Origin of the sequence: Cupriavidus sp. H19C3, assembly GCF_049393815.1 — a bacterium.
GTDB lineage: Bacteria > Pseudomonadota > Gammaproteobacteria > Burkholderiales > Burkholderiaceae > Cupriavidus.
In genome coordinates this window covers 2,118,004-2,144,783 of sequence record NZ_CP184985.1, presented here as the reverse complement: position 1 = coordinate 2,144,783, position 26,780 = coordinate 2,118,004, and the positions used below count along the sequence as shown (strand labels likewise).

Here is a 26,780-nt window from a genome sequence, read left to right as displayed (position 1 = left end):
TATGACGACAAGACACTGAAAGAGATCACGAAGAGACATGACGATGCGCACCCAACCATCCGATTCCCGCCCGCTGCTTACCCTGCACCCGGGCGCTGTCTCGCTGGATGACCTGCGCCGCATTTACCGCGGCGAGGTCCGGCTGGCCATGGACGCGACGGCCTGGGCCGGCGTGCGGGCCGCCCAGGAGACCGTGCAGGACATCATCGACGCCGACGCGGTGGTGTACGGCATCAACACCGGCTTCGGCAAGCTGGCGCAGTCGCGCATCGCGCACGACAAGCTGGCCGAACTGCAACGCAACCTCGTGCTGTCGCATAGCGTCGGCACCGGCCCGGACCTCGCGGCCGATACCGTGCGGCTGATCCTCGCGATCAAGGCTGTCAGCCTGGCGCGAGGCCATTCCGGCGTGCGGCCCGAGCTTATCGAGGCGTTGCTGACGCTGGCCAATCACGGCGTCACGCCCTGCATCCCGGCCAAGGGCTCGGTGGGCGCATCGGGCGACCTCGCGCCGCTGGCGCATATGTCGTGCACGTTGATCGGCGTGGGCGAGGTCATGATCGGCGGCCAGCGCATGCCGGCCGCGCAGGGCCTCGAATACGCCGGGCTCGCCGCCTTCACGCTGGGACCGAAAGAGGGCCTGGCCCTGCTCAACGGCACGCAGGTTTCCACCGCGCTCGCGCTGGCCGGCCTGTTTGCCGCCGAAGACGCCTTTGCCGCCGGCCTGGTGGCGGGCGCGCTGTCCCTCGAGGCGATCAAGGGTTCGGTCAAACCGTTCGATGCACGCATTCACGACGCGCGTGGACAGGCCGGGCAGATCGCGGTGGCTGCCGCCGTGCGCGCGATGCTCGATGGCAGCGAAATCGTCGATTCGCACAAGACATGCGGGCGCGTGCAGGACCCGTACTCGATCCGCTGCCAGCCGCAGGTCATGGGCGCGTGCCTCGACAATCTCCAGCATGCCGCGCGCATCCTGCGCATCGAAGCCAACGCGGCCTCGGACAACCCGCTGGTGTTCTCCGCGCAGGGCGATGTGGTCTCGGGCGGCAACTTCCATGCGGAGCCGGTGGCCTTTGCCGCCGACATCATCGCGCTGGCGGTCGCCGAGATCGGCGCGATTTCCGAACGTCGCCTGGCGCTGCTGCTCGATACCGGCCTGTCCGGCCTGCCGCCGTTCCTGGTGCGTGACGGCGGCCTCAATTCCGGTTTCATGATCGCGCAGGTCACCGCCGCGGCGCTGGCCTCGGAGAACAAGGCGCTGGCGCATCCGTCCAGCGTGGACAGCCTGCCGACCTCCGCCAACCAGGAAGACCACGTATCGATGGCCACCTACGGCGCGCGCCGCCTCGGCGAGATGGCCGCCAACACTGCCGTCATCGTCGGCATCGAAGCGATGGCCGCCGCGCAAGGTATCGAGTTCCACCGGCCGCTGCGCTCGTCGCCGCTGATTGAAACCGAACTGGCGCGTATTCGCCAACGTGTGTCCTTCGTCGAATCCGATCGTTATCTCGCACCCGATATCGAAGCCATGAAGCAATGGGTGCAGCAGGGCGATGCCGGCGCCGGCTGGCCCGCTGCCATTCGCGACATTCTCCCGACCAACCTGGTGGCTACCGCCTGAAGCGGCCGAGCCCATCGAGCCTACCGAGCCCACAAGGGGACAACCAAGATGAACGCCAACGAACACCAATTCAACCAGACGCTGCGGGGCCCCCGCGAAGTACGCGCGCCGCGCGGCAGCACGCTCCATTGCAAAAACTGGCTGATCGAAGCCGCCTACCGCATGATCCAGAACAATCTCGATCCCGACGTGGCCGAGCGCCCGCAGGACCTCGTGGTCTATGGCGGCATCGGCAAGGCCGCGCGCAACTGGGAGTGCTTCGATGCGATTCTGGACAGCCTGCGCCGCCTGGGGGAAGACGAGTCGCTGCTGGTGCAGTCCGGCAAACCGGTGGGCATTTTCCGTACGCATGCCGATGCACCGCGCGTGCTGATCGCCAATTCGAACCTCGTGCCGCACTGGGCCACCTGGGACAAGTTCAACGAACTCGATCGCGCGGGGCTGATGATGTACGGCCAGATGACGGCGGGCTCGTGGATCTATATCGGCACGCAGGGCATCGTGCAGGGCACCTTCGAGACGTTTGTCGAGGCTGGCAACCAGCACTATGGCGGCGATCTCGCGGGCAGGTGGATCCTGACCGCGGGCCTCGGCGGCATGGGGGGCGCGCAGCCGCTGGCCGGCGTGCTGGCGGGCGCCTGCGTGCTGGCGATCGAATGCCAGGAGTCGCGCATCGACTTCCGCCTGCGCACCCGCTATCTCGACAAGAAGGCCGCCACCATTGACGAGGCACTGGCGATGATCGCCGATGCCACGCAGAAAAAGCAGGCGATCTCGGTCGGCCTGCTCGGCAATGCGGCCGAGATCGTGCCGGAACTGGTGCGTCGGGCACAGGCCGGTGGCATGCGCCCGGATATCGTCACGGACCAGACCTCCGCGCACGACCTGGTCAATGGCTACCTGCCCGAGGGCTGGACGGTGGCGCAATGGGAAGATGCACGCCAGCGCGACCCGAAGGCGGTGGAGGCCGCCGCGCGCGCCTCCATCGTCAAGCATGTGAACGCGATGCTGGCGTTCCAGCAGATGGGCGTGCCGACGCTCGACTACGGCAACAACATCCGCCAGGTCGCCTTCGACGAAGGCGTGCGCAATGCGTTCGACTTCCCGGGCTTCGTGCCGGCCTACATCCGTCCGTTGTTCTGCCGCGGCAAGGGCCCGTTCCGCTGGGTGGCGCTGTCCGGCGATCCCGAGGATATCTACAAGACCGACGCCAAGATGAAGGAGCTGTTCCCCGAGGACAAGGCGCTGCATCGCTGGCTCGATATGGCGCGCGACCGCATTGCGTTCCAGGGCCTGCCCGCGCGGATCTGCTGGGTCGGCCTCGACGAGCGGCATCGTGCCGGCCTGGCCTTCAACGAGATGGTGAAGTCCGGGGAACTCAAGGCACCGATCGTGATCGGTCGCGATCATCTCGACTGCGGCTCGGTGGCGTCGCCCAACCGCGAGACCGAAGCCATGCGCGATGGCTCCGATGCGGTATCCGACTGGCCGCTGCTCAATGCGCTGCTCAATACCGCGGGCGGCGCCACGTGGGTGAGCCTGCACCATGGCGGTGGGGTCGGCATGGGCTTCTCGCAGCATGCCGGCGTGGTGATCGTGTGCGACGGCACGGATGCCGCGGCCCGGCGCATCGAGCGCGTGCTGTGGAACGATCCGGCCACCGGCGTGATGCGTCATGCCGACGCTGGCTACGATATCGCCGTGGCCTGCGCGCAGGAGAAGGGGCTCGACCTGCCGATGGTGACGCGCGCATGAGCGAGGCGGTACCCGTGGTGTCGGGGGAGGTGTCGCACCCGGCCGCGCGCCAGGCGACGCAATTCAGGCTCGATGCCATTGCGCCCATGCCATGGAAGAACGGTGGCGGCACCACGCGCGAGCTCGCCGTGTGGCCGCCGGGCGCCGCGATGGACGACTTTGCATGGCGCATCAGCGTGGCCGATATCACGGCCGATGGTCCGTTCTCGGCGTTTCCGGGCATCGACCGGCAGATTGCGTTGATCGAGGGCGCCGGCGTCCGGCTGGAGGCGCTCGACGGCAGCTTCGGGCACCGGCTCGATCGTATCGGCGTGCCGTACGCCTTTGCGGGCGAGACCGCCGTGCACGGCGCGTTGATTGCCGGGCCGACGCGCGACTTCAACGTGATGACGCGACGCGACCGCTGCCATGCGAAGATCGAAGGCCTGCACGCGCGCTTCAGCCTGTCCACCGGCGAACACGCCACGCTGCTGCTGGTCGTCCGCGGCAGTTGGCGCGACGATGGCAGCCGGGCCGACAGCGGGCAGAGCGACGGCGGGCAGACCCATAGCGGTCAAACCCATAGCGGGCAGACCTTTGGCGCGGGCGACGGTATCCTGTTTCCCGCCGGCGCCGCCGTTGCCGTACCGATCTTTACACCCGCCGAGCCGGCTGCACTTTGCCTGCGGGTGGAACTGCATATGGAGCCTGTGCGATGACTTCCGCAGACGGTGTCTGGCAGCACTGCCACCTGCTTCCCGATGGCGATCCCGCGCGCGCGCTGCGCGACGGCGCGCTGGCCGTGGTCGATGGCCGCATCGCCTGGCTGGGCCAGCGTGCGGCGGTGCCGGCCGAGTATCACGCGCTGCCGCGGCACGATGCCGGCGAGACCTGGATCACGCCCGGCCTGGTCGACTGCCATACCCATCTGGTCTATGGTGGCCAGCGTGCCGACGAATTTGCCATGCGGCTGGCCGGCGCCAGCTACGAAGAGATTGCGCGCGCGGGCGGCGGCATCGTCTCTACCGTGCGCGCCACGCGCGAGGCCAGCGAGGCCACGCTGTTCGCGCAGGCGTCCGCGAGGCTGTGCCCCTTGCTTGCCGAAGGCGTGACCGCGCTCGAGATCAAGTCCGGCTATGGCCTGTCGCTCGAGGCCGAGCGCAAGCAGTTGCGGGTGGCGCGCCAGCTCGGCGAAGCCCACGGGGTGTCGGTGCACACTACATTCCTCGGTGCGCACGCCTTGCCCGCGGAATATGCGGGCCGGGCCGACGACTATATCGATCTGGTCTGCGACACCATGCTGCCCACGCTTGCCGAAGAGGGTCTGGTCGACGCGGTCGACGCGTTCTGCGAATCGATCGGCTTTTCGCCGGCGCAGACCGCACGGGTGTTCGAAGCCGCCGCGCGGCATGGTCTGCCGGTCAAGCTGCATGCGGAGCAGTTGAGCAATCTGGGCGGGGCCGCGCTGGCGGCGCGTCATCGCGCGTTGTCCGCCGATCATCTCGAACACCTCGACGAAGCCGGTGTTGCCGCCATGGCGGAGGCCGGCACCGTGGCCGTGTTGCTGCCCGGCGCGTACTACTTCCTGCGCGATACCCATCTGCCGCCGATCGCGTTGCTGCGTCAGTACGGCGTGCCGATGGCCATCGCCACCGATCACAATCCCGGCACTTCGCCGACCACCTCGCTGCTGCTGATGCTCAATATGGCGGCCACGCTGTTCCGCCTGACGGTGCCGGAAGTGCTGGCCGGCGTCACCGTGCACGGCGCGCGGGCGCTCGGCGCGAGCGAGCGGCACGGCCGCCTTGCGGTCGGGCGTAGCGCCGACTTCGTGCTGTGGGACGTGTCGTCGCCGGCCGAGCTGGCTTACTGGTTCGGCCGCAACCCCGCCGCCACAGTGGTGCGGCAGGGCATGATCCATGAAGGAGGCCAGGCATGAACCGCCTCTTTGCACCCCAGGCGCTGCTGCCCGCCGGCTGGGCCGACAATGTGCTGCTGGCGTGGGACGCGCAGGGCCGCCTGGTGGAAGTCGCCACCGGCGTTACCCCGGACGCGCATGTCGAGCGTGCCGCGGGCGCCGTGGTGCCGGGTATGCCGAACCTGCATTCGCATGCGTTCCAGCGTGGCTTTGCGGGATTGACCGAGGTACGCGGCGTTGCCAGCGATGACGATCCCGCCGGCGGCGATTCGTTCTGGAGCTGGCGCACGCTGATGTATCGCTTTGCATTGCGGCTGTCGCCCGACACGCTCGAAGCGATCGCGACGCAGCTCTATGTGGAGATGCTGCGCGCGGGCTATACCAGCGTGTGCGAGTTCCATTACGTGCATCACGATCCGGACGGCAGGCCGTATGCCGACCGTGCGGAGATGTCGCTGCGCCTGCTGCGTGCCGCGCGCAAGGTCGGCATCGGCATGACGCTGCTGCCCGTGCTGTACCAGACGGCCGGCTTTGGCGCGCAGCCGGCACAGGCGGACCAGCGGCGCTTCCTCCACGAGACCGATGCCATGCTGGCACTGCTGCAGCGCCTGGCGCCGGAGTGCGCGCACCACGGTGCCCGCCTTGGCCTCGCGCCGCACTCCCTGCGCGCGGTGCCGCCGGACAGCCTGCGCCATGCCGTGAGCGGGCTCCACGCCATGGACCCGGGCGCGCCGGTCCATATCCATATCGCCGAGCAGCAGCGCGAGGTCGACGATTGCCTGGCGTGGAGCGGCACGCGGCCGGTGGCATGGCTGCTCGACCACGCGCCGGTCGACCATCGCTGGTGCCTGGTTCATGCCACCCATATGGACTGGGACGAACGCCGCCGGCTGGCGCATAGCGGTGCCGTGGCCGGGATCTGCCCGACCACCGAAGCGAACCTCGGCGATGGCGTGTTCGAGGCCGCGCCGTATCTCGCGCAGCATGGCGCGTGGGGCATCGGCTCCGACAGTCATGCCAGCGTCAGCGTGGCCGAGGAGCTGCGCACGTTCGAATATGGCCAGCGGCTTGGCTTGCAGCGCCGCAATGTGCTGGCCTCCGAGGCACATCCGCAAGTCGCGGACCGGCTCTGGCTCGATGCGGTGGCTGGCGGCGCGCGCGCCACGGGCCGCGCGGTGGCGGGCCTGACCGTGGGCCAGCAGGCCGATTTCCTTGTGCTCGACGGCGCCAGCCCCGCGCTGGCCGGGCTCGATGGCCCGCAGTCCCTGGCCGTGCACGTGTTTGCCAGCCACGGTCATGAGACACTAGCGGAAGTCCGCACCGCCGGCGTCAGGCGCGTGCAGCATGGCCAGCACCCGCTTCAGGCGGAAAGCGGCCGGCTGTTCGCGGCCGCGCGCGCGAGTTTGCTGACAGACTGATTCCCAACGGCCCAGCCGTCCAGACCAGACGAAGATGTCCTCCACGATCTCTACTCCTGTTTCTCCCGCCGGGTTTGCTACCGACACCCCGGCCTTTGTCCTGCATCGGGGCACGCGCCCTCTGCTGGTATCGATGCCGCATGTCGGCACGTATCTGCCGCAGTCCGTGGCCTCGCGCCTGACCGACGAAGCGCGCACCGTGCCCGATACCGACTGGCACATGGATCGCCTGTACGACTTTGCGCGCGAGCTCGGCGCATCGATCCTGATGGCCACGCACTCGCGCTACGTGATCGACCTGAACCGCCCGCCCGATAACGCCAATCTGTATCCGGGGCAGGACACCACGGGCCTGTGCCCGGTCGACACCTTCGACAAGACGCCCATCTACGCGGACGGCACCAACGGTCCCGACGACGCGGAAATCGCCGTGCGGCGCGACCGCATCTGGCATCCGTACCACACCGCGCTGCAGCAGGAACTGGCACGACTGAAGGCCGAGCACGGCACCATCGGGCTGTGGGATGCGCACTCGATCCGCTCGGTGCTGCCGCGCTTCTTCGAAGGCAAGCTGACCGATTTCAATCTCGGCTCGGGTGGCGGCGCCAGCAGCGATGCCGGTCTGGCCGCGCGCATGCTGGAGATTGCCAACGTGGTGCCAGGCCATACCGCGGTGCTCAATGGCCGCTTCAAGGGCGGCTATATCACGCGCCAGTACGGCAAGCCGGCCGACGGCATCCATGCGATCCAGCTGGAGCTGACGCAGTCGTCGTATATGAGTGAGACCTATCCGTTCGCGTACGACGACGCGAAGGCCGCGCGCGTGCAGCCGGCCATCCGCAAGATGCTGGAGACGATGCTCCAGTTCGTGGAATCCAAGGTGTAACGCCGGCGCGGCCGGACCGGTCCGGCCGCGGCCATTCTCGACCACCTGGCTATTTCTTCACGACGTTCTTGTCGGCCTGGCTGCCGGTCGCCTGGTTGTACTTCTCCACATACTCCTCGAACAGCTTGCGGATCGAGCGGCCGATCTTCACGTAGTCGGATTCGTTGAGGTTTGCCAGCGACACGCGCCCTGACGGGTGGCGTGTGCCAAAGCCGCGCCCCGGCAGCAGCACCACGCCGGCTTCCTCCGCCAGCCGGAACAGCAGTTCCACCGGCTCCTGCGAACTCAGCACCCATTTGACGAAGTCCGGCCCCAGCGCCTTGCCGCCGAGCTGCTCGATATCGAGCAGCGTGTAGTAGTCCACCGCGTTGGGATCGTCGTCGTCCGGCGCAATGCCGACTTCGCGGAACAGCGCCGCCTTGCGGCTGCGGATCAGGCGCTTCATCGCCTGCTTGTAGGCATCGGGCGTATCCATCAGCGAGAACAGCGAGAACAGCACCATCTGCACTTGCTGCGGCGTCGACAGGCCGGCGGTGTGATTGAGCGCGACGGTGCGGCTGTCCGCGACGATGCGGTCGATGAACTTGAGCGTATCCGGCGTCGTCGTGATCGAGTGGTAGCGGCGATGCAGTGCCTGCCGTTGCGCGGCGGGCAGGGCGCGCAGGCGCGCGTCGAAGATATTGTCGCGATGCGTGGCGATCACGCCGAGCCGCCAGCCCGTGGCACCGAAATACTTCGAGAACGAATAGACCAGGATGGTATTGCGTGGGCAGAGCGCGAACAGCGAGACGAAGTTGTCGGCAAAGGTGCCATAGACATCGTCGGTCAGGATGATCAGGTCGGGCCGCGCGGCGACGATGGCGGCGAGGTACTCCAGGCTCTCGTCGCTCATCCGTACCGACGGTGGATTGCTGGGATTGACCAGGAAGAACGCCTTGACCTCGGGATCGCGCAGCTTGTCGAGTTCCTGGTGCGAGTATTGCCAGCGCGCCTGCGGATCGGCATCGATGTTCAGTTCCACCAGCCGGTAGTCGTTGAGTTCCGGAATCTCGATATACGGCGTGAAGATCGGCATGCCCAGCGCGATGGTATCGCCGGGCGCCAGCAGGTGGTTCTCGCGCATCGAGTTGAACAGGTACGTCATGGCCGCGGTGCCGCCTTCCACGGCAAACAGGTCGAACTCGCCGATAAGCGGATGCTTGCCGATCATCTCCTTGCGGAGGTACTGGCCGACGATGCGCTCGGACAGCCTGAGCATGCGGTCCGGCACCGGGTAGTTGCAGGCAAGGATGCCCTCGCACATCTCGTAGAGAAAGTCGCCGGCATCGAGGCCAAGCTGGTCCCGCACATACGACACGGCGCCCGCCAGGAACTTCACGCCGGGCGTATGGGTGCATTCGCGCGCGAACAGATCGAAGCGTTCCTCGATACCATCGCGCCGCGGAAAGCCGCCCACGCCTTCCGGCATATACGAGAACGAGCGCTCCGACTCGCGCATGGCAAACAGGCCGAGTTGCCAGAAGGCGTGCCGTGGCACGGTGGCGAGAAAGTTGGGGTTGCCGCGGCCCGCATTCAGCATCAGGCAGTCGCTGCGGCTGCTGGCGAGCTTGATCAGCTCATCCTTGAGTTCGAACGGTGACAGGCTGGAGAGCCTGGCCAGGTCCGGTTGGTTCATGCTTTGCTCCTGTTGGATCCTGCTCGATCGTGTGAATGGGGTGCCGCTAGACGAGACCCACGACCAGCGGGCCGAGCAGCGTCAGCAACACGTTGGCAATGGCGTAGGTGATGGCGAACGGGACGGTGGGCACGGGGCTCTCGGCCTTGTCGAGGATGCCGCCGAAGGCGGGATTGGCGCTGCGCGAGCCCGATAGCGCGCCGGCCAGCAGCGCCGCGTTGTCGTACCGCAGCACGTAGCGGCCGAACAGCATGGTCAGGAACAGCGGCAGCAGCGTGACCACCGCGCCCAGCAGGAACAGCGTGAGCCCGCTCTCGCGCAGGGTGGAAACCGCCTGCAATCCTGAATTGATGCCGACGATGGCGACGAACGCCGCGAGACCGAAGTCCTTCAGCAACTGGCAGGCCGCGGCAGGCATCGCGCCATACATCGGATGCTTGGAGCGTGCCCAGCCGAAGACCAGCCCTGACAGCAGCGCACCGCCGCCCGCGCCGAGCGTGAGCGGGATGGCGCCGACGCGTACCACGATCAGGCCGATCAGCAGCCCGACCAGTACGCCGGCGCCAAAGTAGACGAAGTCGGTCTTCTCGCTCGGCACCAGTTCATAACCGGCGCGCTGCGCGGCGCGCCTGGTATCCGCCGGGGTGCCGTAGAAGGTGATGATGTCGCCGTGTTGCAGGTGGAGATCGGGCAGCAGCGGCAGCGGATGGTCGTTGCGTTCGATGCGTTCCAGGTAGACGCCATGGCGCATCTCGCGACTGATGTTGGCAACGATCTCGCCGAGCGTCTTGTCGTTCATGCCCTTGAGCGTGAAGACCGCACGGCGCGTCTGCATGACCATGCCCATGCCTTCCGCATCGGCGACTTCGTCGCCGATGGCCATGGCGGTGGGCACCATGGCATCGCGCCGGCCCACCATCAGCACGAGGTCGCCCTCGCGCAGTACCGCGTCCTGCGCCACTTCCACCGGCTTGCCGCCGCGCTGGATCTTCTCCACCGTCACGAGGTCGTCTCCGCCGATCTCGATCTGCGCGACAGTCTTGCCCGCCGCGCCGCTGACGCGGAACAGGCGACCCACCAGGCGCGGCAGGGCGCCCGCCTGCCCGGGCCCGAATTGAGGCAGACCGCCGTGCAGCGCGGCCTCGACCTTTTTCGAATCGGTCTTGAGATCGGACTTCATGAAGCGCGGCAGGATATTGACGCAGACGATGATGGCGCCGAGCGAGCCGAACACGTAGGTCACCGCATAGCCGATGGCGACGTTGGCCTGCAGGGTCTTGACCTGTTCGGGCGGCAGGCCCAGCTTGGTGATGGCATCGCCGGCGGTGCCGATGATGGCGGACTGCGTCATGCCGCCCGCGGCGAGACCGGCGGCGAGTCCCTTGTCGAGGTGGAACAGTTTGGCGAGCACGACGACCGTTACCAGCCCGGCCACCGCCATGAACACGGCCATGGCGATTTCGCGCAGCGAGCTGCGATTCAGCGAATTGAAGAACTGCGGTCCGCTTTCATAGCCCACGGCATAGATGAATACCGCGAACATGACGGCCTTGACCCCGTTGTCGATTTCCACGCCGACCTGGCTGATGACCACGGCCGCGAGCAGCGAGCCGGCCACGCCGCCGAGCTGGAAACGTCCGAACGTGATCTTGCCGATGGCATAGCCGACCGCGAGCGACAGGAACAGCGCGGACTCGGGCGATTTCTGGAAGATGTTGTGTAGCCATTCCATGAATATCTCCTCGTGACAAGGATGCGGAAACAGGTGGGCCCGGCCAATGCGTGACGGGGGCAACCAGGGGGCGAAGCGCAGGCGCGGAGTCCGACATGCGCGGGGTCCGACATGGATGGCCTGACATGGGCGCCCTGCTCGGGTCGAGCCGGATCCTCGCTACGCCCAGGTCAGCGCGCAGCCATTGCGCTTGCCATCACCACCGCGATGGGCCCCAGCAATGGCAGCAGGACGTTCGAGATGGCATAGGTAATCGTGTAGCCGATCACGGGCGTGCCGTTGCCCGCCGCATTGGTCAGCGCCATGATCGTGGGCGTACTGCAATGCTGGCCGGCGACTGCGCCGAGCAGGATCGGCATATCCAGCCGTAGCAGGCGGTGCCCGATAAACAGCGAGATGGCGGCGGGAATGATGGAGATCAGGATGCCGGCGACGGGTAGCACCAGGCCATACTCCGCGATCAGCCGCAATGCATCCGGTCCGGCGGACAGGCCAACGGCGGCGATAAACGTGGCGAGGCCGAAGTCCTTGAGGATTTCCGCGGCCGGAGCAGGCAGCGAGCCCATCAATGGCAGTCGCGCGCGCAGCCAGCCGAACAGCAATCCGGCCACAAGGCAGCCGCCACCGGTGCCGAGGGTCAGGTTCGCGCGGCCCACCTGGACGCTGAGCGAGCCGAGCCACATGCCTAGCAGAATGCCGATGCCGAGAAAGACAAAATCGGTACGGATGGTGGGCGTGACGGGGTAGCCGAGTTCGGGCACCACGCGCTGGACGGCTTGTTGCGGGCCCGACAGCGTGAGCACATCGGCGCGCTTGAGCACCGTTTGCGGCAGCGTGGGCACGCGATGCTGCATGCGTGTGATGGCGGCGAGATGGACGCCGCGGCCGGCGCCCACATCGGCCACCTGACGTAGACGTGCCAGCGTGAGCCCGACGATTTCGCGGCGCGTGAGCAATACCTCCTGTTCGCACTGGACCACGTCTTCCATGCCCGGGGGCGGCGTCACTTCGGGGCCGACCAGTGGGGTGAACGCGACCATTGCCTCGCGCCGGCCCACTGCGAGCAGGATGTCTCCGGCGCGGAGGATGTCTTGGGGCTTGGGCTCGAAGGTGCGGTCATTGCGACGGATGCGCCGGATGGTGACGCCAAGCGCGACACGGCGTTCGGCTTCGATGACGCTGGTGCCCGCCAGCGTATGGCCTGTCGGGTGGTCTGAGATGCCCGCCGATGTGCCTGCCGATGTGCCCGCTGGCGAGCCCGCTGCCGCGCCATCCGCGCTGGTGGTCAACACCGGGCTGGCGGTGCTGCTGCCCGAGGTATCGTCGGCCATGCCTTCCACGCGCAACACGCGTGACACGATGCCCGGCAATGCGCTGACCTGGCCTTCGAGCAGATCGTCTTGTCCGCCGAGCTTGTGCCACAACTGCGTGGCGGCATCACGCAGGTTCTGCCGCAATATCCAGGGTGCAAGCTGGCTGGTGAACAGCACGATCGCGATCAGCCCGAACAGGTAGGTCACGCTGTACGCGGTGACGATGTGCGATTGCATCACGCGCGTCTGTTCCGCGCTCATGCCGAGATGGGCGATGGCTTCCGATGCCGTACCGATGACCGCCGACTCGGTGGCGGCGCCCGCCAGCAGGCCTGCCGCGGTACCGGCATCGAGCCGCAGCAGCGGCACGGCAAGCGCGATCAGCGCCAGCAGCACGAAGACTTCGACCAGCGATAGCAAGCCGATGCGCCATTCCCTGGCGACGTTGGCGAAGAACTGCGGACCGCCGGTAAAGCCGAGTGCAAAGATGAACAGCGCGAACGCGACGTTACGTACGTCTGCGTCGAGCCGCACGCCGGTCTGGCCGATGGCCAGCGCCGCGAGCAGCGTGCCGCAGATACCGCCCAACTGGAACGGACCGAACCGGATCGCGCCGATCGCGTGCCCCACGGCGAGCGCGACAAACAAGGCGATCTCGGGACTGGCCGCGAGGAGCGCGAGAGCGGAATTCATGACGCGGGCAGCCTCCACGGTTCGTTGCAGCCAATTGGCAAGTCAACGTCTGCACGGAGGCGATTATCCGCGTGGCTGTTGTAAGCGCGTACTGAAAGCTTTCGAGGGAGATTTAAATGGCTTCAACCGGGGCGGGCGTGCCGCGGCCACGAAAACGGTGCGCCAGGGCGGTGGCTGGCCTGCGCGAGGGCGGATGAGGGGGTAGGGTGCGAGCGCAGCGAAGCAGAGGCGGGCAACGAGCAGAGGGGCAGAGGGGGCAGAGGGGCAGAGGGGCAGAGGGGCAGAGGGGCAGAGGGGCAGAGGGGCAGAGGGGCAGAGGGGCAGAGGGGCAGAGGGGCAGAGGCAGCGGACAAAGGGCAGGCGCGGCGGAGCCCGCCCCCCCCGTCGCTACTTGCCGCTGGCGATCCGGTCCTGGATATGCTGCGCCCGCGCCGCCGAGCCCGGGTGCGAACTCAGCAGGCTCGACTGCCCGCCATCGAGCTTGGCCAGCTTCTGGAACGCGGTGACCAGCGCCTGCCGGTTCTGCCCGTTCTTTGTCAGCAAGTCGTACGAATAGTCATCGGCGGCGCTTTCCTGCCGTTGCGAAAACTGCGCGTTGATAAAGGTTTCCCCGAGCTCACCGATCTGCGAGGAAGACAGCGCCGTCAGGGTCGGACTACCGATCGCGCCCAGCAGCCCGCGTGCGGCGGCAGTGGAGTAGGCCACCTGCATTGCGGCCTTGGTATGGCCCAGGGCCACGTGCCGGACGTGTCAGGGAATTTCGTGTGCTGAGGTCGGTTAAAAGATCTCAGCTGATGGCGGCGGTGAATCGCTCGCCGAACAGAATGGCGAACTGATTGACTGCTTGCCGCCAGGTGATAGGCGGCATCTTCCAATCCTTTTCGATGTTGCGCAAGGCCAGAAACAGCAGTTTGCTGGCGGCTTCGTCGCTCGGGAAGTGGCCGCGGTTCTTGACGATCTTGCGCAACTGCATGTGCATGCTCTCGATGGCGTTCGTCGTATATACGATTCGACGCACCTCGGGCGGATAGGCGAAGAAGGGGATCACCTGTTCCCATTGGCGCTGCCACATGGCCGCGACGGTAGGGAATTTGCGCCCCCACTCGCTCTGCGCAAAGGCGTCGAGCGCCGCTGCCGCCGCCTCGGCCGTGGCGGCCTGATAGATCGGCTTGATCGCGGCAGCCAGCGACTTGCGGTCCTTCCAGCTCGCCAGATTCAGCGAATTGCGGATCAGATGCACGATGCAGGTCTGGATTTGGGCGGCCGGATAGACCGCCTCGATCGCTTCGGGGAAGCCGCGCAAACCATCGACCACCGCGATCAGGATGTCGTGCAAGCCGCGGTTCTTCAACTCGTTGAAGACCTTCAGCCAGAACTTGGCGCCTTCCGTTTGCTCGATCCACAAACCCAGCACTTCCTTGCGGCCGTCGGCGCGGATGCCCAACGCCAGATAGACCGCCTTGTTCTTGACCGTGCCTTCGTCGCGGATCTTCAGCCGCAGCGCGTCAAAGTACACGATCGGATACATGGCCTCGAGCGGGCGTTGCTGCCATTGCTCGACGTCGGCCAGCACCTCGTCGGTGACCGTGGAAATCAGATCGGGCGACACCTGCAGCCCGTACAGTTCCAGCAGATGGCCCTGAATCTCGCGCACGCTCATGCCGCGCGCATACATGCTGATGACGTGGTCGTCGAAGCCCGGCAGCCGGCGTTGATACTTGCCGACCAACTGCGGCTCGAACGTCGCCTGCCGATCGCGTGGAATATCCAGCGTCAGTTCGCCGTTGGGCGTGAGGACCGTCTTGCGGCTTGTGCCGTTGCGGTGGTTGCCCGCCTTGCCTTGCTCGGCCTCGGTTTCCAGATGGTGGCTCAACTCGGCCGCGAGCATGCGCTCGGCCAGTTGCTTCTTGAGCTGGCCGGCCAAGCCCGATTCGCCCAGGATCGACTCGGCATCCTTGCTCTGCACCTGGGCAAGCAGTTGATCGATCAGCTCATCGGGGAACAGCTTCGGCGCCTTCGGGTTCTTGCTCTTCTTGGTCACGGTTGCATCGGTCATAGGACGTTATTTCCGTTATCGTCTCATGGCCTCGGCACACTAAAAATCTGACAGGCCCCACGTGCCCGATCTCGTGCCCCAGCACGCCGCGTACTTCGTCGTCCGTCATCATGTCCATCAGCCCGCTATAGACGCGCACGCAGCCATTCGCCATGGCCCAGGCGTTGACGTCCTTGGTCATGTAGACCTTGGCGTCGAGCGGCAGCCCGGTATTGGTCAGCCCCGCCATGATGTTGGTCAGCCGCTTGGCGTACGTACTGTCCGCCGGCGCGATGGTGTTCTTCTTGTCCATCTCCGCGCACGACTGGTCGGAGAGCTGCTTCACGTTGGTGTCGGAGAGCGATGCCGCAGAGAACAGACTGCCGCCCGCCTGCGTCAGGCCTTCGTAATTGGTGCCGGCACAGCCGGCCATCAAAAGCGCGCAGCCAGCGGCCGCCGCAGTCGCGGAGATGCGATGCATGGTTCGATTCCCTGGGTTTGAGTGTTACGCGTGTTACCGCGTGTCATTGCGTGGCGGCGCGCGTCTCGCCGCATGCGCGAGACGAGCCACCGCAATTGCCAAGGATAGGCCGGCAGGAAAGGTGAGGAAAGTAGGCGGAGTCTGACAAAGCGAATGACGCTTTCAGCGTCGTCTCATTGGAAACCACAACGTTCAAGACATACTTGGTCGCTTGGTCGCTTGGTCGCCCGGTCGTACGCCGCGCGGTTGGCATGAAGCTGTCGGTGGCGCCAGCGTTACGCCCGGATTCGCACCGCGACATGTTTGCGGGGATGGTGCCCGGGGTCGGACTCGAACCGACACGCCTTGCGGCGGGGGATTTTGAGTCCCCTGCGTCTACCTGTTTCACCACCCGGGCGGGGTGAGGCGCTACCGATGCAACGCCTGCGATGAACGGCGGATTATGCCGCAAAACGGGGGGCAGGACAACGGGTCAGCGGCCGCGGCGGGCGTTGGTGGTGCGGCTGCGGTCATAGAAGCCCGGCGGCTTGCGGGCGACCCAGCGGATGAACGCGGCGATGGCGGGGTGGGCGCGTAGCGCGTGCCAGTCGTGGTAGGTGGCGGCGAGTTCGGCTTCGGTGAAAACCGAGTGGATCTTCTGATGGCAGATGCGATGGATGGGCACCACCGCGCGACCACCCTCGCTGCGCGGAATCGGGTGGTGCAGGTCGGTGCTGGGGTCGTCCAGCAGGATGCGGCCACACAGCGGACAACGGGTGTCGCCCGGCACCGGCGGGACCGGTGGGCCGAGCTGCTGGCGGGCATTGGCGCGGAGCGTGCGTTTGACGACCATAGGGACGGTGGCGTTTTGGCTACGGTAGCAGATGTGGTTCAGAAGGCGAATCCCCAGCTTGTTGTAGCATGAGCGCGCTGTTGGACCTTATTCCTGCCCTATCGAACGGATCAACGCCATGTCTGCCCATCCCACGTTGGCCTCCCTGGCCACCCTTGCCGAACTGCCATCGCAGGACCCTGATTTTTATGCGCAGGCGTATAACAACCGGGAGCTCGTGCCCGATCATCCCGAGCATCTGGCGCGCTGGGCGGCCGATTCGGCACTGGTGCGGGCACGCGTGACGTTCCGCGAAGGGCTGGCGTATGGCAATCCCGACTCGCCGTTACGCGATGCCGAGACGCTCGACTATTTTCCCGCGGTGACCAGCGTCGATTTCGCGCGGCCGCCGCTGCTGGTCTTTATCCATGGCGGCTATTTCCGCGCGCTGGACAAGAGCGATCACAGCTTTGTCGCCACCACCCTGACGCGCAAGGGCGTGTCGGTGGCGGTGGTCAACTACGCGTTATGCCCGGATGTCACGGTGGAAGTCATCGTGCGAGAGGTCCTGCAGGGCGTGGCGTGGCTCTATCGTCAGGCCGATGCGCTGGGCCACGACCGGAATCGTATTTATCTTGCCGGTCATTCCGTTGGCGGCCATCTGGTGGCCATGCTGATGACGGCCCTGTGGCCGCAGTTCGGTGCCGATCTGCCGGCCGACCTCGTCAAGGGCGGCCTGTCGATCAGCGGCCTGTACGACCTCGAGCCGCTCCGCCGTGCCGCCTTCCTGCAAACCGACCTGCGGCTGACCACACGCGACGTGGCGCGCCTGTCGCCGGCCTTCCTGCGGCCGGCCACCGATGCGCCGCTGATCACGGCAGTGGGTGAGCTGGAGTCGAGCGAGTATCACCGTCAGAACGCGTTGATCCGCGCCGCATGGCCCGACAACGCGCGCGAGGACATCCCGTTGCCCGGACGTCATCACTTCAACGTGATGGATGATCTCGCGCACGACGGCACGCCGCTGCTGCGCGCCGTGCTCGCCATGATCGGCGAAGTCTGATGGCGCGCTGATTACTCGCTTTCCAGCACGCGGAGCAGGGACGAGGTGTCGTCCTTGCCCCAGCCGTGATCCATGAGCTTGCCCAGTTGCGCCGCGGTGGCGCGCATCGCCGGCAGCGGCAGGCCGAGCTCCGTGGCGATGTCGTCGGCGAGGCCGAAGTCCTTATGGTGCAGGCGCGCCTCGATGCCGGCGGCAAAGTCGTGCGCAACCATGCGCGGCCCCATCAGGTCCAGCATGCGACTGCCCGCAAAGCCGCTGGCCATGGCTTCGAAGACGCGTTGCGTATCGACCCCCTGCGCGCCGGCAAAGCGCATCGCTTCGGCGATGCCCTGGATATTGACCACCTGCGCAATCTGGTTGCACAGCTTGGCCACCTGGCCGGCGCCATGATCGCCGATATAGGTGATGGACTTGCCCAGCACCGCCAACAGTGGCCGCACCCGTTCCAGTACGTCTTCGCGGCCGCCCACCATGATGGTCAGCGTGGCAGCCCGCGCACCCGCGGCACCGCCCGAGACCGGGCAATCCAGCGCCTCCAGGCCGCGCGCTTCCAGGCCGGCGGCAATCTCGCGCGTGACGATGGGCGAGATGGTGCTGTGGTCGATGCAGATGGTGCCTGGCGCCGCCCCTTCCACCACGCCGTTCCTGCCCAGCAGGACGTCACGCACGTCTTCGGACGAGGTGACGTTGGTAAAGACCACTTCCGCACCCCGGGCCGCTTCCGCCGGCGTGAAGAACGGCTCCGCGCCCAGCTCGCGGGCGGCCTCGGCAGCCTCGGGACGGCGCACGAAGGCGCGTACGGTATGGCCCGCGGCGAGCAGGTGGCCGACCATGGGCGCGCCCATGGCGCCCAGGCCGATAAATGCAACGGTGGTCATGACTCGGTTCCTTGGCGGTTGAACGTCCGCAGTTTACCGGTCAATCGCCAGTGCCGCTCTCAGTGCTGCTCTCGGGGCTGCTCTCGGGGCTGCTGTCCGGCCGCCGCGACCGAGCGATGCGGCAGGCGAGCGGTTGCTACCGATCGCCCGCGTACGAGAACTTGCCGTTGCGGATGGTACCCATCACGCGCGCGCGCTGGTCAAAGCCCTGGTGGTCCCTGGGGCTGAGATTCAGCACGCCATTCGGCACGGTCAGGTTGCCGGTGGTCTCCAGTGCATCGCGCAGCGCCCGGCGGAACGCCACGGTGCCCGGCTGCGCGCCGGTCTTCAGCGCACGTCCGGCCGCGTCGTCGATGAGCTGGTACGCGCCCCAGGCATCGCCGGCAAACTGCGTCATGGTATTGGCGCCGTACGCCTTTTCGTAGCGATTGACGAAGTCGAGCGCGACTTTCCTGGCCGGATGGCTGTCCGGCAGCTCGCGTGCCACCACCACCGGCCCGGTCGGGAACAGCGTGCCTTCCACATCCTTGCCGCCGAGGCGGACAAAGTCCCACGTCGCGATGCCATGGGTCTGGTAGATCCTGCCCTTGTAGCCGCGCTCGCCGAGCGTCTTCTGCGGCAGCACCGCGGGCGTGCCCGAGCCGGCGATCAGGATGGCGTCGGGGCGGGCCGCCATCAGCTTGAGGATCTGCCCCGTCACCGAGGTATCCGTGCGTGCGTAACGCTCGTTGCCGACGACATGAATCTTGCGGACCTCGGCCAGCTTCGAGAACTCCTTCCACCAGCTTTCGCCATAGGCATCGTTGAAGCCAATGAAGCCCACGGTCTTGATGCCGTGGTTGGCCATCGACTGCGTCAGCAGCGTAGCCATCAGCGAATCGTTCTGCGGCAGCTTGAAGGCCCAGCGGCGGCGCGCGTCGGTCTGCGGCTCGATGATCGCGGCGGACGCCGCGAGCGTGACCATCGGCGTCTCGTTCTCGGCCACGGCGTCGAGCGCGGCGATCGCGTTCGGGGTGATATTGGGGCCGACCACCACGTCGACCTTGTCCTCCGTCATCAGCTTGCGGATATTGCGCACCGCGTTGGACGGGTCGGACGCGTCGTCGAGCACCACGTATTCCGCGCGCTGGCCAGCGATGGTCCTGGGCCACAATTGCACGGTGTTCCTGGACGGAATGCCGATGGCCGCGGCGGGTCCGGTAGTCGAGAGATCGACGCCGACACGGATATCGGCATGGGCCGCCGGGGCTGCCGCTGCGAGCGTGGCGCACAGCACGGCGGACAGACGGAGAGGCAGAGGAAAACGCAGGGGAAGGCGCGGGAACATGAGCGGGAGTTGACGTCTGAGGAGAAAGCAGGACTACCTGGCCGTCAGTCTCCACAACGACGTCACCTCGGCCGCGCGCGCGGCATGCAGGGGGTCGTCGGGATCGGCGGCCTTGGGATGTCGGGGACGGATATCGGAGCGCCCGGCCACCTTGAGGCCGGCCGCGTCGATCCAGCCCAGCAATGCCTCGCGCGAGCGCAGGCCCAGGTGTTCCGCAAGATCGGACAGCAGCAGCCAACCCTCGCCGCCGGGCGCGAGATGATCGGCCAGCCCGGCGAGAAAGCCGCGCAGCATGCGGCTGTCGGGGTCGTACACCGCATGCTCGATGGGCGAACTCGGCCGTGCCGGTACCCACGGCGGATTGCACACCACCAACGGTGCGCGGCCCGGCGGAAACAGGTCGGCCTCGACCACCTCGACCTGGCCGGCATAGCCGAGCCGTTCCAGATTGGCGCGCGCGCAGGCGAGGGCGCGCGGGTCCTGGTCGGTCGCCACCACGCGCCGGACGCCACGGCGGGCCAGCACCGCGGCAATCACGCCGGTCCCGGTGCCGATATCGAAGGCCAGCGTATCCGACGGCAGCTTTTCGGCCGCCACCAGGTCCACATACTCGCCGCGCACGGGCGAGAACACGCCGTACCAGGGATGGACGCGGTCATCGAGCGCGCCGACTTCCACGCCCTTCTTGCGCCATTCGTAGGCGCCGATCATGCCGAGCAGTTCGCGCAGGGACGCCACGTAGGGTCCGTCCGCGGCGCCGTAGACCTGCTCGCAGGCCTCGCGCACGTCGGGCGCGCGGCGCAGCGGAATATCGTGGTTGGCATCGAACGGCAGCAAGAGCATGCCAAGCGTCCGCGCGCGCTGCGACTGTGCCAGCCGATGCAGGTGAAACGCTTCGGTCACGGAGGCGGGCGGCCTGGCCGCGCGCTTGGGCTTGCGGTCCGTGCGGCGTGCCAGGGCCTGCAGCAATTGCCGTGCATTCTGGAAATCGCCGCGCCACAGCAGCGCGGTGCCCTCGCAAGCGAGGCGATAGGCGGTATCGGCCGTGGTGCGGTCGTCGGCGATCACCACACGCCGGGGTGCGGGCACACCGGCCTCGGAGCGCCAGCGCGCGCTGCGCTCGACGCCGTCCTCGGTCCAGTGAAGGGTGGGGGAGGGTTGGGATGGTTGGTCAGACATGGCTGGAATCAGGCGAGGCCGGAGATCAGAGCTCGTAGGCCTCGTGGTCCCCCGACATCGCCTGCTCCACGAGTTTGCGGTTCAGGGTCGGGGAAAACAATTCTATGAAGGTATATACAAAGCTACGCAGGTATGCCCCCTGCTTGACCGCCAGGTGCGTCACGTTGGTGCCGAACAGGTGGCCCGCCGGAATGCCGCGCAGATTGCGGTCGCGCTCGGGGTCGAACGCCACCCCGGCGACGACGCCCACGCCGAGGCCGATCTCGACATAGGTCTTGATCACGTCGGCGTCGATGGCCTCGAGCACGATGTCCGCCTTGAGCTGGCGCAGCTCGAACGCCTTGTCGATCTTCGGCCGGCCGGCAAAGTTGGGGTCGTACGTAATAAGCGGGAAGGCCGCCAGGTCCTCCAGCGTCAGGTGCTTGCGCTCCAGCAGCGGATGGTCGGGCGGCGTCACCACCACATGCTGCCATTGATAGCCGGGCAGGGAGACCAGCCCCTTGTCCTTCGAGATGCCCTCGGTGGCGATGGCGATGTCGGCCTGGTCATGCAGCACCATATCGGCAATCTGTGCCGGGTTACCCTGCTGGATCGAGAGCCGGACCTTGGGGTAGCGCTTGGTGAACTCGCCGATCACGCGCGGCAGGGCATAGCGGGCCTGGGTGTGCGTGGTCGCGATGGTGAAGTTGCCCTGATCCTGGGCCGCATAGTCCTTGCCGACCCGCTTGAGGCTCTCCACCTCCTGCAGGATCTTCTCGACCGAGGTCAGGATGCGGCGGCCCGGCTCGGTCAGGCTGCGTATACGCTTGCCGTGGCGCGTGAAGATATCGACACCCAGCTCTTCCTCCAGCTCGATAATCGCCTTCGAAACACCCGGTTGTGACGTATAAAGCGCTTTAGCGGCTTCCGTCAGATTGAAGTTCTGCCGGACGGCCTCGCGGACGAATCGGAACTGGTGGAGGTTCATATAACTTCGGTCGTATAAACAAACAACTTCTTATTAGTTTGAGATATGAGGCCAGTTTATTACGATTTGCGAACTTTGTTAATGAACGGCCCATTGCCTCCGCGCCCTGTCCCCACAGGCGCGTGACCACCAGCGCGGGCCTTGCCGAGAGCCCGCATGTCCCTCGCCTATACCGTATCCGGTCTGCTGGTCGGTCTCCTCGTCGGTCTGACCGGCGTGGGCGGGGGTTCGCTCATGACGCCGCTGCTGACGCTGCTGTTCGGCTTTTCGCCGGCCACGGCGGTCGGCACCGACCTCGCCTTCGCCGCCATCACCAAGGGTTTCGGCACCATCGCGCACCGCGCGCATGGCCACGTGCAGTGGCAGGTGGTGCGTCGCCTCTGCCTCGGCAGCCTGCCGGCTGCCATCGTCGCCATCCTCGTGCTCAAGAGCGCGGGTGAACTCAATGCCCAGTGGCTGCACGCCATCCGTCTGACCATCGGCGTCTCGGTGCTGCTGACCGTGCTGTCGCTGCTGTTCCGCAAGCAGATGCTGGCGTGGCTCGCGCGCAATCCGCGCTTCCAGCTGGAAGGCCGCGCCCAGGCCGCCGCCACCGTGATCGTCGGCGCCGTGATCGGCGTGCTGGTCACGGTCTCGTCGATCGGCGCCGGCGCGGTTGGCGCCACGCTGATCCTGCTGCTCTATCCCCATATGAAGCCGGCCGAAGTGGCCGGTACCGACATCGCCTACGCGGTGCCGCTGACCGCCGTGGCCGGCCTTGGCCACGTCTGGCTCGGCACCGTCGACTGGAACCTGCTCCTCGCCCTGCTGGTGGGGTCGATTCCCGGCATCTGGCTCGGTGCGCAACTGTCGCGGGCGTTGCCCGAGCGGCTGGTGCGCGGAGCCCTTGCCACGACCCTGACGCTGGTGGCGATCAAGCTCGTTTCCTGAGCGCCCCGATCAACGACGAATACTGAACGGACCCACACCATGTATCAGTACGACCAATATGACCAACGCATCGTCCACGAACGCGTTGCCCAGTTCCGCGATCAAGTCAGCCGCCGCCTTTCCGGCGAGCTGACCGAGGAAGAGTTCCTGCCGCTGCGGCTGCAGAACGGCCTGTACCTGCAGCGCCATGCGTACATGCTGCGCGTGGCGATTCCGTACGGTCTGCTGTCGTCGAAGCAGATGCGCATGCTGGCCCATATCGCGCGTACCTACGATCGTGGCTATGGCCACTTCTCCACGCGCCAGAACATCCAGTACAACTGGATGGAACTGGAGCGCGTGCCCGACGTGCTGGCCGATCTCGCCAGCGTCGAGATGCACGGCATCCAGACCTCGGGCAACTGCGTGCGCAACATCACCACCGATCATTTCGCCGGCGTGGCGCCGGACGAGTATCTCGATCCGCGCGTGCTGGCCGAACTGCTGCGCCAGTGGAGCACGTTCCAGCCCGAATTCGCTTTCCTGCCGCGCAAGTTCAAGATCGCCATCTCGGCCTCGGCGGACGACCGTGCGGTCACGCAGATGCACGATATCGGCATTACCGCGTATCGCAATGCCGACGGCGAGACGCGCCTGCGTATCATGGCCGGCGGCGGTCTGGGCCGGACGCCGATCCTCGGTACGGTGATCAAGGAAGACCTGCCGTGGCAGCACCTGCTGTCGTATGTCGAATCCGCGATCCGGGTGTACAACCGCTATGGCCGCCGCGACAACAAGTACAAGGCGCGTATCAAGATACTGGTAAAGGCCATCGGCGCCGACAAGTTCGCCCAGGAAGTCGAGGAAGAATGGCAGCACAGCAAGGACGGTCCGTCCACGCTGACGCAGGCCGAGTACGACCGCGTGGCGCAGTACTTCGCACCGCCCGCCTACGAGAAGCTGGCCGATACCGACGCCGCCTTCGAGAAGAACCTGCTCGAGAACAAGGCGTTCGCGCGCTGGGTCAGCCGTAACGTGCATGGCCACAAGGTGCCCGGCTACGCCGCCGTGACGCTCTCGACCAAGCCGGGTCCGGCATCGCCCCCGGGAGATGCAACCGACGCGCAGATGGACGCCGTGGCGGACCTCGCCGACAGGTTCGGGTTTGGCGAACTGCGCGTGGCGCACGAGCAGAACCTGATCCTGCCGGACGTAAGGAAGCGCGACCTGTTCGAACTGTGGCAACTGGCAAAGAAGGCTGGCCTGGCGACTGCGAACATCGGCCTGCTGACCGACATCATCGCGTGCCCGGGCGGCGACTTCTGCTCGCTGGCCAACGCCAAGTCGCTGCCGATCGCCGCTGCCATCCAGGAGCGCTTCGACGACCTCGACTACGTCTACGACCTGGGCGAGATCTCGCTGAACATCTCGGGCTGCATCAACGCTTGCGGACACCATCACGTCGGCAACATCGGCGTGCTCGGCGTCGACAAGGATGGTTCGGAGTGGTACCAGGTGACGCTAGGCGGCGCGCAAGGCAACGAAGCCGCGCTGGGCAAGGTGATCGGCCCGTCGTTCAGCGCCGAGGAAATGCCCGATGTGGTGAGCCGCATCGTCGACACCTTCGTGGCCAACCGCGTTGAAGACGAACGCTTTATCGAGACCCTGGGTCGCATCGGCGTGACCCCGTTCAAGGAACGCGTGTACGCCGACAAGCAGCGCGAGCGCGCGGAAGCCTGAGGACCGGAGAAACTGAACATGGCAAAGATCATTCAACTGCAACGCAGCGCCAGCGAAGTGCGTCCGGTTATCGTCGAAGACAACTGGACCGTGCTGCGCGCGGCCGAGGGCGAGACTCTCGACGAAGCGAAGATTGCCGCCGCGGCGCAAAGCCAGGAGGCGATCCTGTTCCCGCTCTCGGCATGGCAGGCCCACGAGGCCGTGCTGGCCAGCCGCGACCAGGCGATTACCGGCCTGTGGCTGGCACCCGAAGATGAGCCGGGCGATGCCGAGGCATGGTTCGGACGCGTGGCCGTCATCGGCGTCGACTTTCCGGTATTCCGCGACGGCCGTGGCTTCTCCACCGCCTATCTGCTGCGCACGCGCTATCACTGGGCGGGCCCGCTGCGCGCCATCGGCGATGTACTGCGCGACCAGCTCAATTTCATGAAGCGTTGCGGCTTTGACCAGTTTGCCGTGCGCGCGGACAAGAACATCGACGATGCCATCAAGGGCTTCACCGAATTCACGGTGGCGTACCAGGCCTCGGTGGACGAGCCGCTGCCGCTGTTCCGCCGCGCCCGCGCGGAAGTGACTGCGCATGGTGGGGGCGCGGCATGAGCACCGTGCTCTCCGGGATTCCGGTGGTCGAGGCCTCGCCGGAGGTGTCTTCGCTGCGCCCGCCGGCGTTGTGGAAGATGCCGCTGTACACGGGCCCGGTCGAGGCACTCGAAGCCAAGGAACGTGCCCTGGCCGAGCGTCTGGCCGGAATCGCCAGCCGCTTCTTCCGCGCGCGCTTCGCCACCAGCCTGGCCGCCGAAGACATGGTGCTGACCGATGCGATCCTGCGCGGTAACGCGGGCGTGCGCGCCGGCATCCGGGTCTTTACGCTGAATACCGGTCGCCTGCATGCGGAAACGCTGGCGGTGATCGACCAGGTGGAGTCGCACTACGGCTACACCATCGAGCAGTTCACACCCGACAGCGAAGCCATCGAGAACTACCTGAAGAAGCATGGCGAGAACGCGTTCTACGAGAGCGTGGACCTGCGCAAGTCATGCTGCGGCATCCGCAAGGTGGAGCCGCTCAACCGCGCGCTCTCGCACGCCGATGCCTGGATGACCGGCCAGCGTCGCGAGCAGGCCGTGACGCGCGCCGAGCTGCCGTTCGAGGAAATGGACGATGCGCGTGGCATTCCCAAATTCAACCCGCTGGCCGACTGGACCGAGGCCGAAGTGTGGGCGTATCTGACGCGCCACAACGTGCCGGTCAATGCGCTGCACGCCAAGGGCTACCCCAGCATTGGCTGCGAGCCGTGTACGCGCGCGGTGAAGGCTGGCGAGGACGTCCGCGCCGGCCGCTGGTGGTGGGAGTCGAAGGACTCCAAGGAATGCGGATTGCACGAACAGAACATCAAGCATCAGGAAGGGGCCACGACATGGGCATCATGAACGAAATCGCAGACGCGGGCGTCGAGCATCTGCTGCAGGTCCAGAACGACCACCTCGACCGCCTTGAGGCCGAGTCGATCTACATCATCCGCGAGGTGGTGGCCGAGTGCCGCAACCCGGCGCTGCTGTTCTCGGGCGGCAAGGACTCCATCGTCATGCTGCACCTGGCGCTCAAGGCGTTCCGCCTGGGCGATCGCAAGGTCGAGCTGCCGTTTCCGCTGGTGCATATCGACACCGGTCACAACTATCCGGAAGTGATCCGGTTCCGCGACCAGCGCGTGGCGGAACTCGGTGCGCGCCTGGTGGTGGGCCATGTGGAGGATTCCATCAAGCGCGGCACCGTGCGCCTGCGCAAGGAAACCGATTCGCGTAACGCGGCGCAGGCCGTGACGCTGCTGGAGACCATCGAGGCGCACAAGTTCGACGCGCTGATGGGCGGTGCCCGCCGCGACGAAGAAAAGGCCCGCGCCAAGGAGCGTATCTTCTCGTTCCGCGACGAGTTCGGCCAGTGGGACCCCAAGGCGCAGCGTCCGGAACTCTGGAGCCTGTACAACGCGCGCATGGCGCAAGGCGAGCAGATGCGCGTGTTCCCGATCTCGAACTGGACCGAGCTGGACGTGTGGCAATACATCGCGCGCGAGAACCTGGCCCTGCCGCCGATCTACTACGCGCATCAGCGCGAGGTGGTGCGCAAGAACGGCCTGCTGGTGCCGGTGACGCCGATCACGCCGAAGCAGGATGGCGATGTGAGCGAAGTCCTGTCGGTCCGCTTCCGTACCGTGGGCGATATCAGCTGCACGTGCCCGGTGGCGAGCACCGCGGCCTCGCCGGTGGAGATCATCGCGGAGACCGCGGTCACCGAAATCACCGAGCGCGGCGCCACGCGCATGGACGACCAGACCAGCGAAGCATCGATGGAGCGCCGCAAGAAAGAAGGCTACTTCTGATCGCGGACCCGCCAAAGGATTAT

The 26,780-nt window shown here is 66.4% G+C and carries 21 protein-coding genes, 1 tRNA gene and 2 pseudogenes; 12 read left to right on the top strand and 12 right to left on the bottom strand.

Annotation, left to right across the window (positions count from 1 at the left end; genetic code table 11):
* The first annotated feature begins 43 nt into the window (after positions 1–43).
* From hutH to hutG, 6 genes are read left to right on the top strand one after another with little or no spacing between them, the layout of a single operon-like run.
* Positions 44–1,621, top strand: coding sequence for a histidine ammonia-lyase (hutH, locus tag DFLDMN_RS09975; protein ID WP_423198370.1), 1,578 nt, complete (start codon positions 44–46; stop codon positions 1,619–1,621).
* A 48-nt stretch (positions 1,622–1,669) separates the two neighbouring features.
* On the top strand, positions 1,670–3,376 hold the full coding sequence (gene hutU, locus DFLDMN_RS09970) for a urocanate hydratase (RefSeq protein WP_423194814.1): 1,707 nt from the start codon (positions 1,670–1,672) through the stop codon (positions 3,374–3,376).
* The gene (locus DFLDMN_RS09965) at positions 3,373–4,074 is read left to right on the top strand and encodes a HutD family protein (protein ID WP_423194813.1); all 702 of its coding nucleotides are present in this window, start codon (positions 3,373–3,375) and stop codon (positions 4,072–4,074) included. Before hutU ends, DFLDMN_RS09965 begins: the two co-directional genes overlap by 4 nt.
* Entirely contained in the window at positions 4,071–5,294 is a 1,224-nt protein-coding gene (gene hutI, locus DFLDMN_RS09960) for an imidazolonepropionase (protein ID WP_423194812.1), read from the top strand. The genes DFLDMN_RS09965 and hutI overlap by 4 nt, the downstream gene beginning before the upstream one ends.
* Positions 5,291–6,691 carry a formimidoylglutamate deiminase gene (locus DFLDMN_RS09955; protein ID WP_423194811.1) on the top strand — a complete coding sequence of 467 codons (1,401 nt, stop codon included), beginning with the start codon at positions 5,291–5,293 and terminating at the stop codon, positions 6,689–6,691. The genes hutI and DFLDMN_RS09955 overlap by 4 nt, the downstream gene beginning before the upstream one ends.
* Positions 6,692–6,725: 34 nt before the next feature.
* Entirely contained in the window at positions 6,726–7,577 is an 852-nt protein-coding gene (hutG, locus tag DFLDMN_RS09950; RefSeq protein WP_423194810.1) for an N-formylglutamate deformylase, read from the top strand.
* 49 nt (positions 7,578–7,626) lie between these two features.
* Here hutG and DFLDMN_RS09945 read toward each other — a convergent pair whose 3' ends face one another.
* The 8 genes and pseudogenes from DFLDMN_RS09945 to DFLDMN_RS09910 form a co-directional block, all read right to left on the bottom strand.
* Positions 7,627–9,252: a bifunctional aspartate transaminase/aspartate 4-decarboxylase gene (locus DFLDMN_RS09945; RefSeq protein WP_423194809.1), complete on the bottom strand. Its 1,626-nt coding sequence runs from the start codon at positions 9,250–9,252 to the stop codon at positions 7,627–7,629.
* 46 nt (positions 9,253–9,298) lie between these two features.
* On the bottom strand, positions 9,299–10,984 hold the full coding sequence (gene aspT, locus DFLDMN_RS09940) for an aspartate-alanine antiporter (protein WP_423194808.1): 1,686 nt from the start codon (positions 10,982–10,984) through the stop codon (positions 9,299–9,301).
* Between the two features lie 170 nt (positions 10,985–11,154).
* On the bottom strand, positions 11,155–12,990 hold the full coding sequence (locus DFLDMN_RS09935) for an aspartate-alanine antiporter family protein (protein WP_423194807.1): 1,836 nt from the start codon (positions 12,988–12,990) through the stop codon (positions 11,155–11,157).
* Positions 12,991–13,377: 387 nt separating this feature from the next.
* Positions 13,378–13,737, bottom strand: a pseudogene (locus DFLDMN_RS09930) (M48 family metalloprotease); the annotation flags it as partial.
* A 40-nt stretch (positions 13,738–13,777) separates the two neighbouring features.
* A complete protein-coding gene (locus tag DFLDMN_RS09925; RefSeq protein WP_025647994.1) occupies positions 13,778–15,046 on the bottom strand; it encodes an IS256 family transposase in 1,269 nt (422 codons plus the stop codon).
* A 58-nt stretch (positions 15,047–15,104) separates the two neighbouring features.
* Positions 15,105–15,506: pseudogene (locus tag DFLDMN_RS09920) on the bottom strand (M48 family metalloprotease); the annotation flags it as partial.
* A 312-nt stretch (positions 15,507–15,818) separates the two neighbouring features.
* Positions 15,819–15,903 (bottom strand) — tRNA-Leu (locus DFLDMN_RS09915).
* A gap of 75 nt (positions 15,904–15,978) precedes the next feature.
* Positions 15,979–16,338 carry an HNH endonuclease gene (locus DFLDMN_RS09910; protein ID WP_423194806.1) on the bottom strand — a complete coding sequence of 120 codons (360 nt, stop codon included), beginning with the start codon at positions 16,336–16,338 and terminating at the stop codon, positions 15,979–15,981.
* Between the two features lie 118 nt (positions 16,339–16,456).
* On the opposite strand from DFLDMN_RS09910, the gene DFLDMN_RS09905 reads away from it, so the two are divergent.
* Positions 16,457–17,380, top strand: a complete 924-nt coding sequence (locus tag DFLDMN_RS09905) for an alpha/beta hydrolase (protein WP_423194805.1) — start codon at positions 16,457–16,459, stop codon at positions 17,378–17,380.
* A gap of 11 nt (positions 17,381–17,391) precedes the next feature.
* Here the strand turns inward: DFLDMN_RS09905 and DFLDMN_RS09900 are convergent, their stop codons facing one another.
* The 4 genes from DFLDMN_RS09900 to DFLDMN_RS09885 form a co-directional block, all read right to left on the bottom strand.
* A complete protein-coding gene (locus tag DFLDMN_RS09900; RefSeq protein ID WP_423194804.1) occupies positions 17,392–18,258 on the bottom strand; it encodes an NAD(P)-dependent oxidoreductase in 867 nt (288 codons plus the stop codon).
* A gap of 136 nt (positions 18,259–18,394) precedes the next feature.
* Positions 18,395–19,585, bottom strand: coding sequence for an ABC transporter substrate-binding protein (locus DFLDMN_RS09895; protein WP_423194803.1), 1,191 nt, complete (start codon positions 19,583–19,585; stop codon positions 18,395–18,397).
* 33 nt (positions 19,586–19,618) lie between these two features.
* The gene (locus DFLDMN_RS09890) at positions 19,619–20,764 is read right to left on the bottom strand and encodes a methyltransferase (RefSeq protein ID WP_423194802.1); all 1,146 of its coding nucleotides are present in this window, start codon (positions 20,762–20,764) and stop codon (positions 19,619–19,621) included.
* A 25-nt stretch (positions 20,765–20,789) separates the two neighbouring features.
* Positions 20,790–21,731, bottom strand: a complete 942-nt coding sequence (locus tag DFLDMN_RS09885) for a CysB family HTH-type transcriptional regulator (protein ID WP_423194801.1) — start codon at positions 21,729–21,731, stop codon at positions 20,790–20,792.
* 156 nt (positions 21,732–21,887) lie between these two features.
* On the opposite strand from DFLDMN_RS09885, the gene DFLDMN_RS09880 reads away from it, so the two are divergent.
* Genes DFLDMN_RS09880 through cysD form a run of 5 tightly spaced genes read left to right on the top strand, consistent with a single transcriptional unit; the run spans position 21,888 to position 26,757 of the window.
* On the top strand, positions 21,888–22,661 hold the full coding sequence (locus DFLDMN_RS09880) for a sulfite exporter TauE/SafE family protein (protein WP_423194800.1): 774 nt from the start codon (positions 21,888–21,890) through the stop codon (positions 22,659–22,661).
* A 39-nt stretch (positions 22,662–22,700) separates the two neighbouring features.
* Positions 22,701–24,380, top strand: coding sequence for a nitrite/sulfite reductase (locus DFLDMN_RS09875; RefSeq protein ID WP_423194799.1), 1,680 nt, complete (start codon positions 22,701–22,703; stop codon positions 24,378–24,380).
* 18 nt (positions 24,381–24,398) lie between these two features.
* On the top strand, positions 24,399–24,980 hold the full coding sequence (locus tag DFLDMN_RS09870) for a DUF934 domain-containing protein (protein WP_423194798.1): 582 nt from the start codon (positions 24,399–24,401) through the stop codon (positions 24,978–24,980).
* Positions 24,977–25,810: a phosphoadenylyl-sulfate reductase gene (locus DFLDMN_RS09865; protein WP_423194797.1), complete on the top strand. Its 834-nt coding sequence runs from the start codon at positions 24,977–24,979 to the stop codon at positions 25,808–25,810. Before DFLDMN_RS09870 ends, DFLDMN_RS09865 begins: the two co-directional genes overlap by 4 nt.
* Positions 25,798–26,757, top strand: a complete 960-nt coding sequence (gene cysD / locus DFLDMN_RS09860) for a sulfate adenylyltransferase subunit CysD (RefSeq protein WP_423194796.1) — start codon at positions 25,798–25,800, stop codon at positions 26,755–26,757. The genes DFLDMN_RS09865 and cysD overlap by 13 nt, the downstream gene beginning before the upstream one ends.
* The last annotated feature ends 23 nt before the right edge of the window (positions 26,758–26,780 follow it).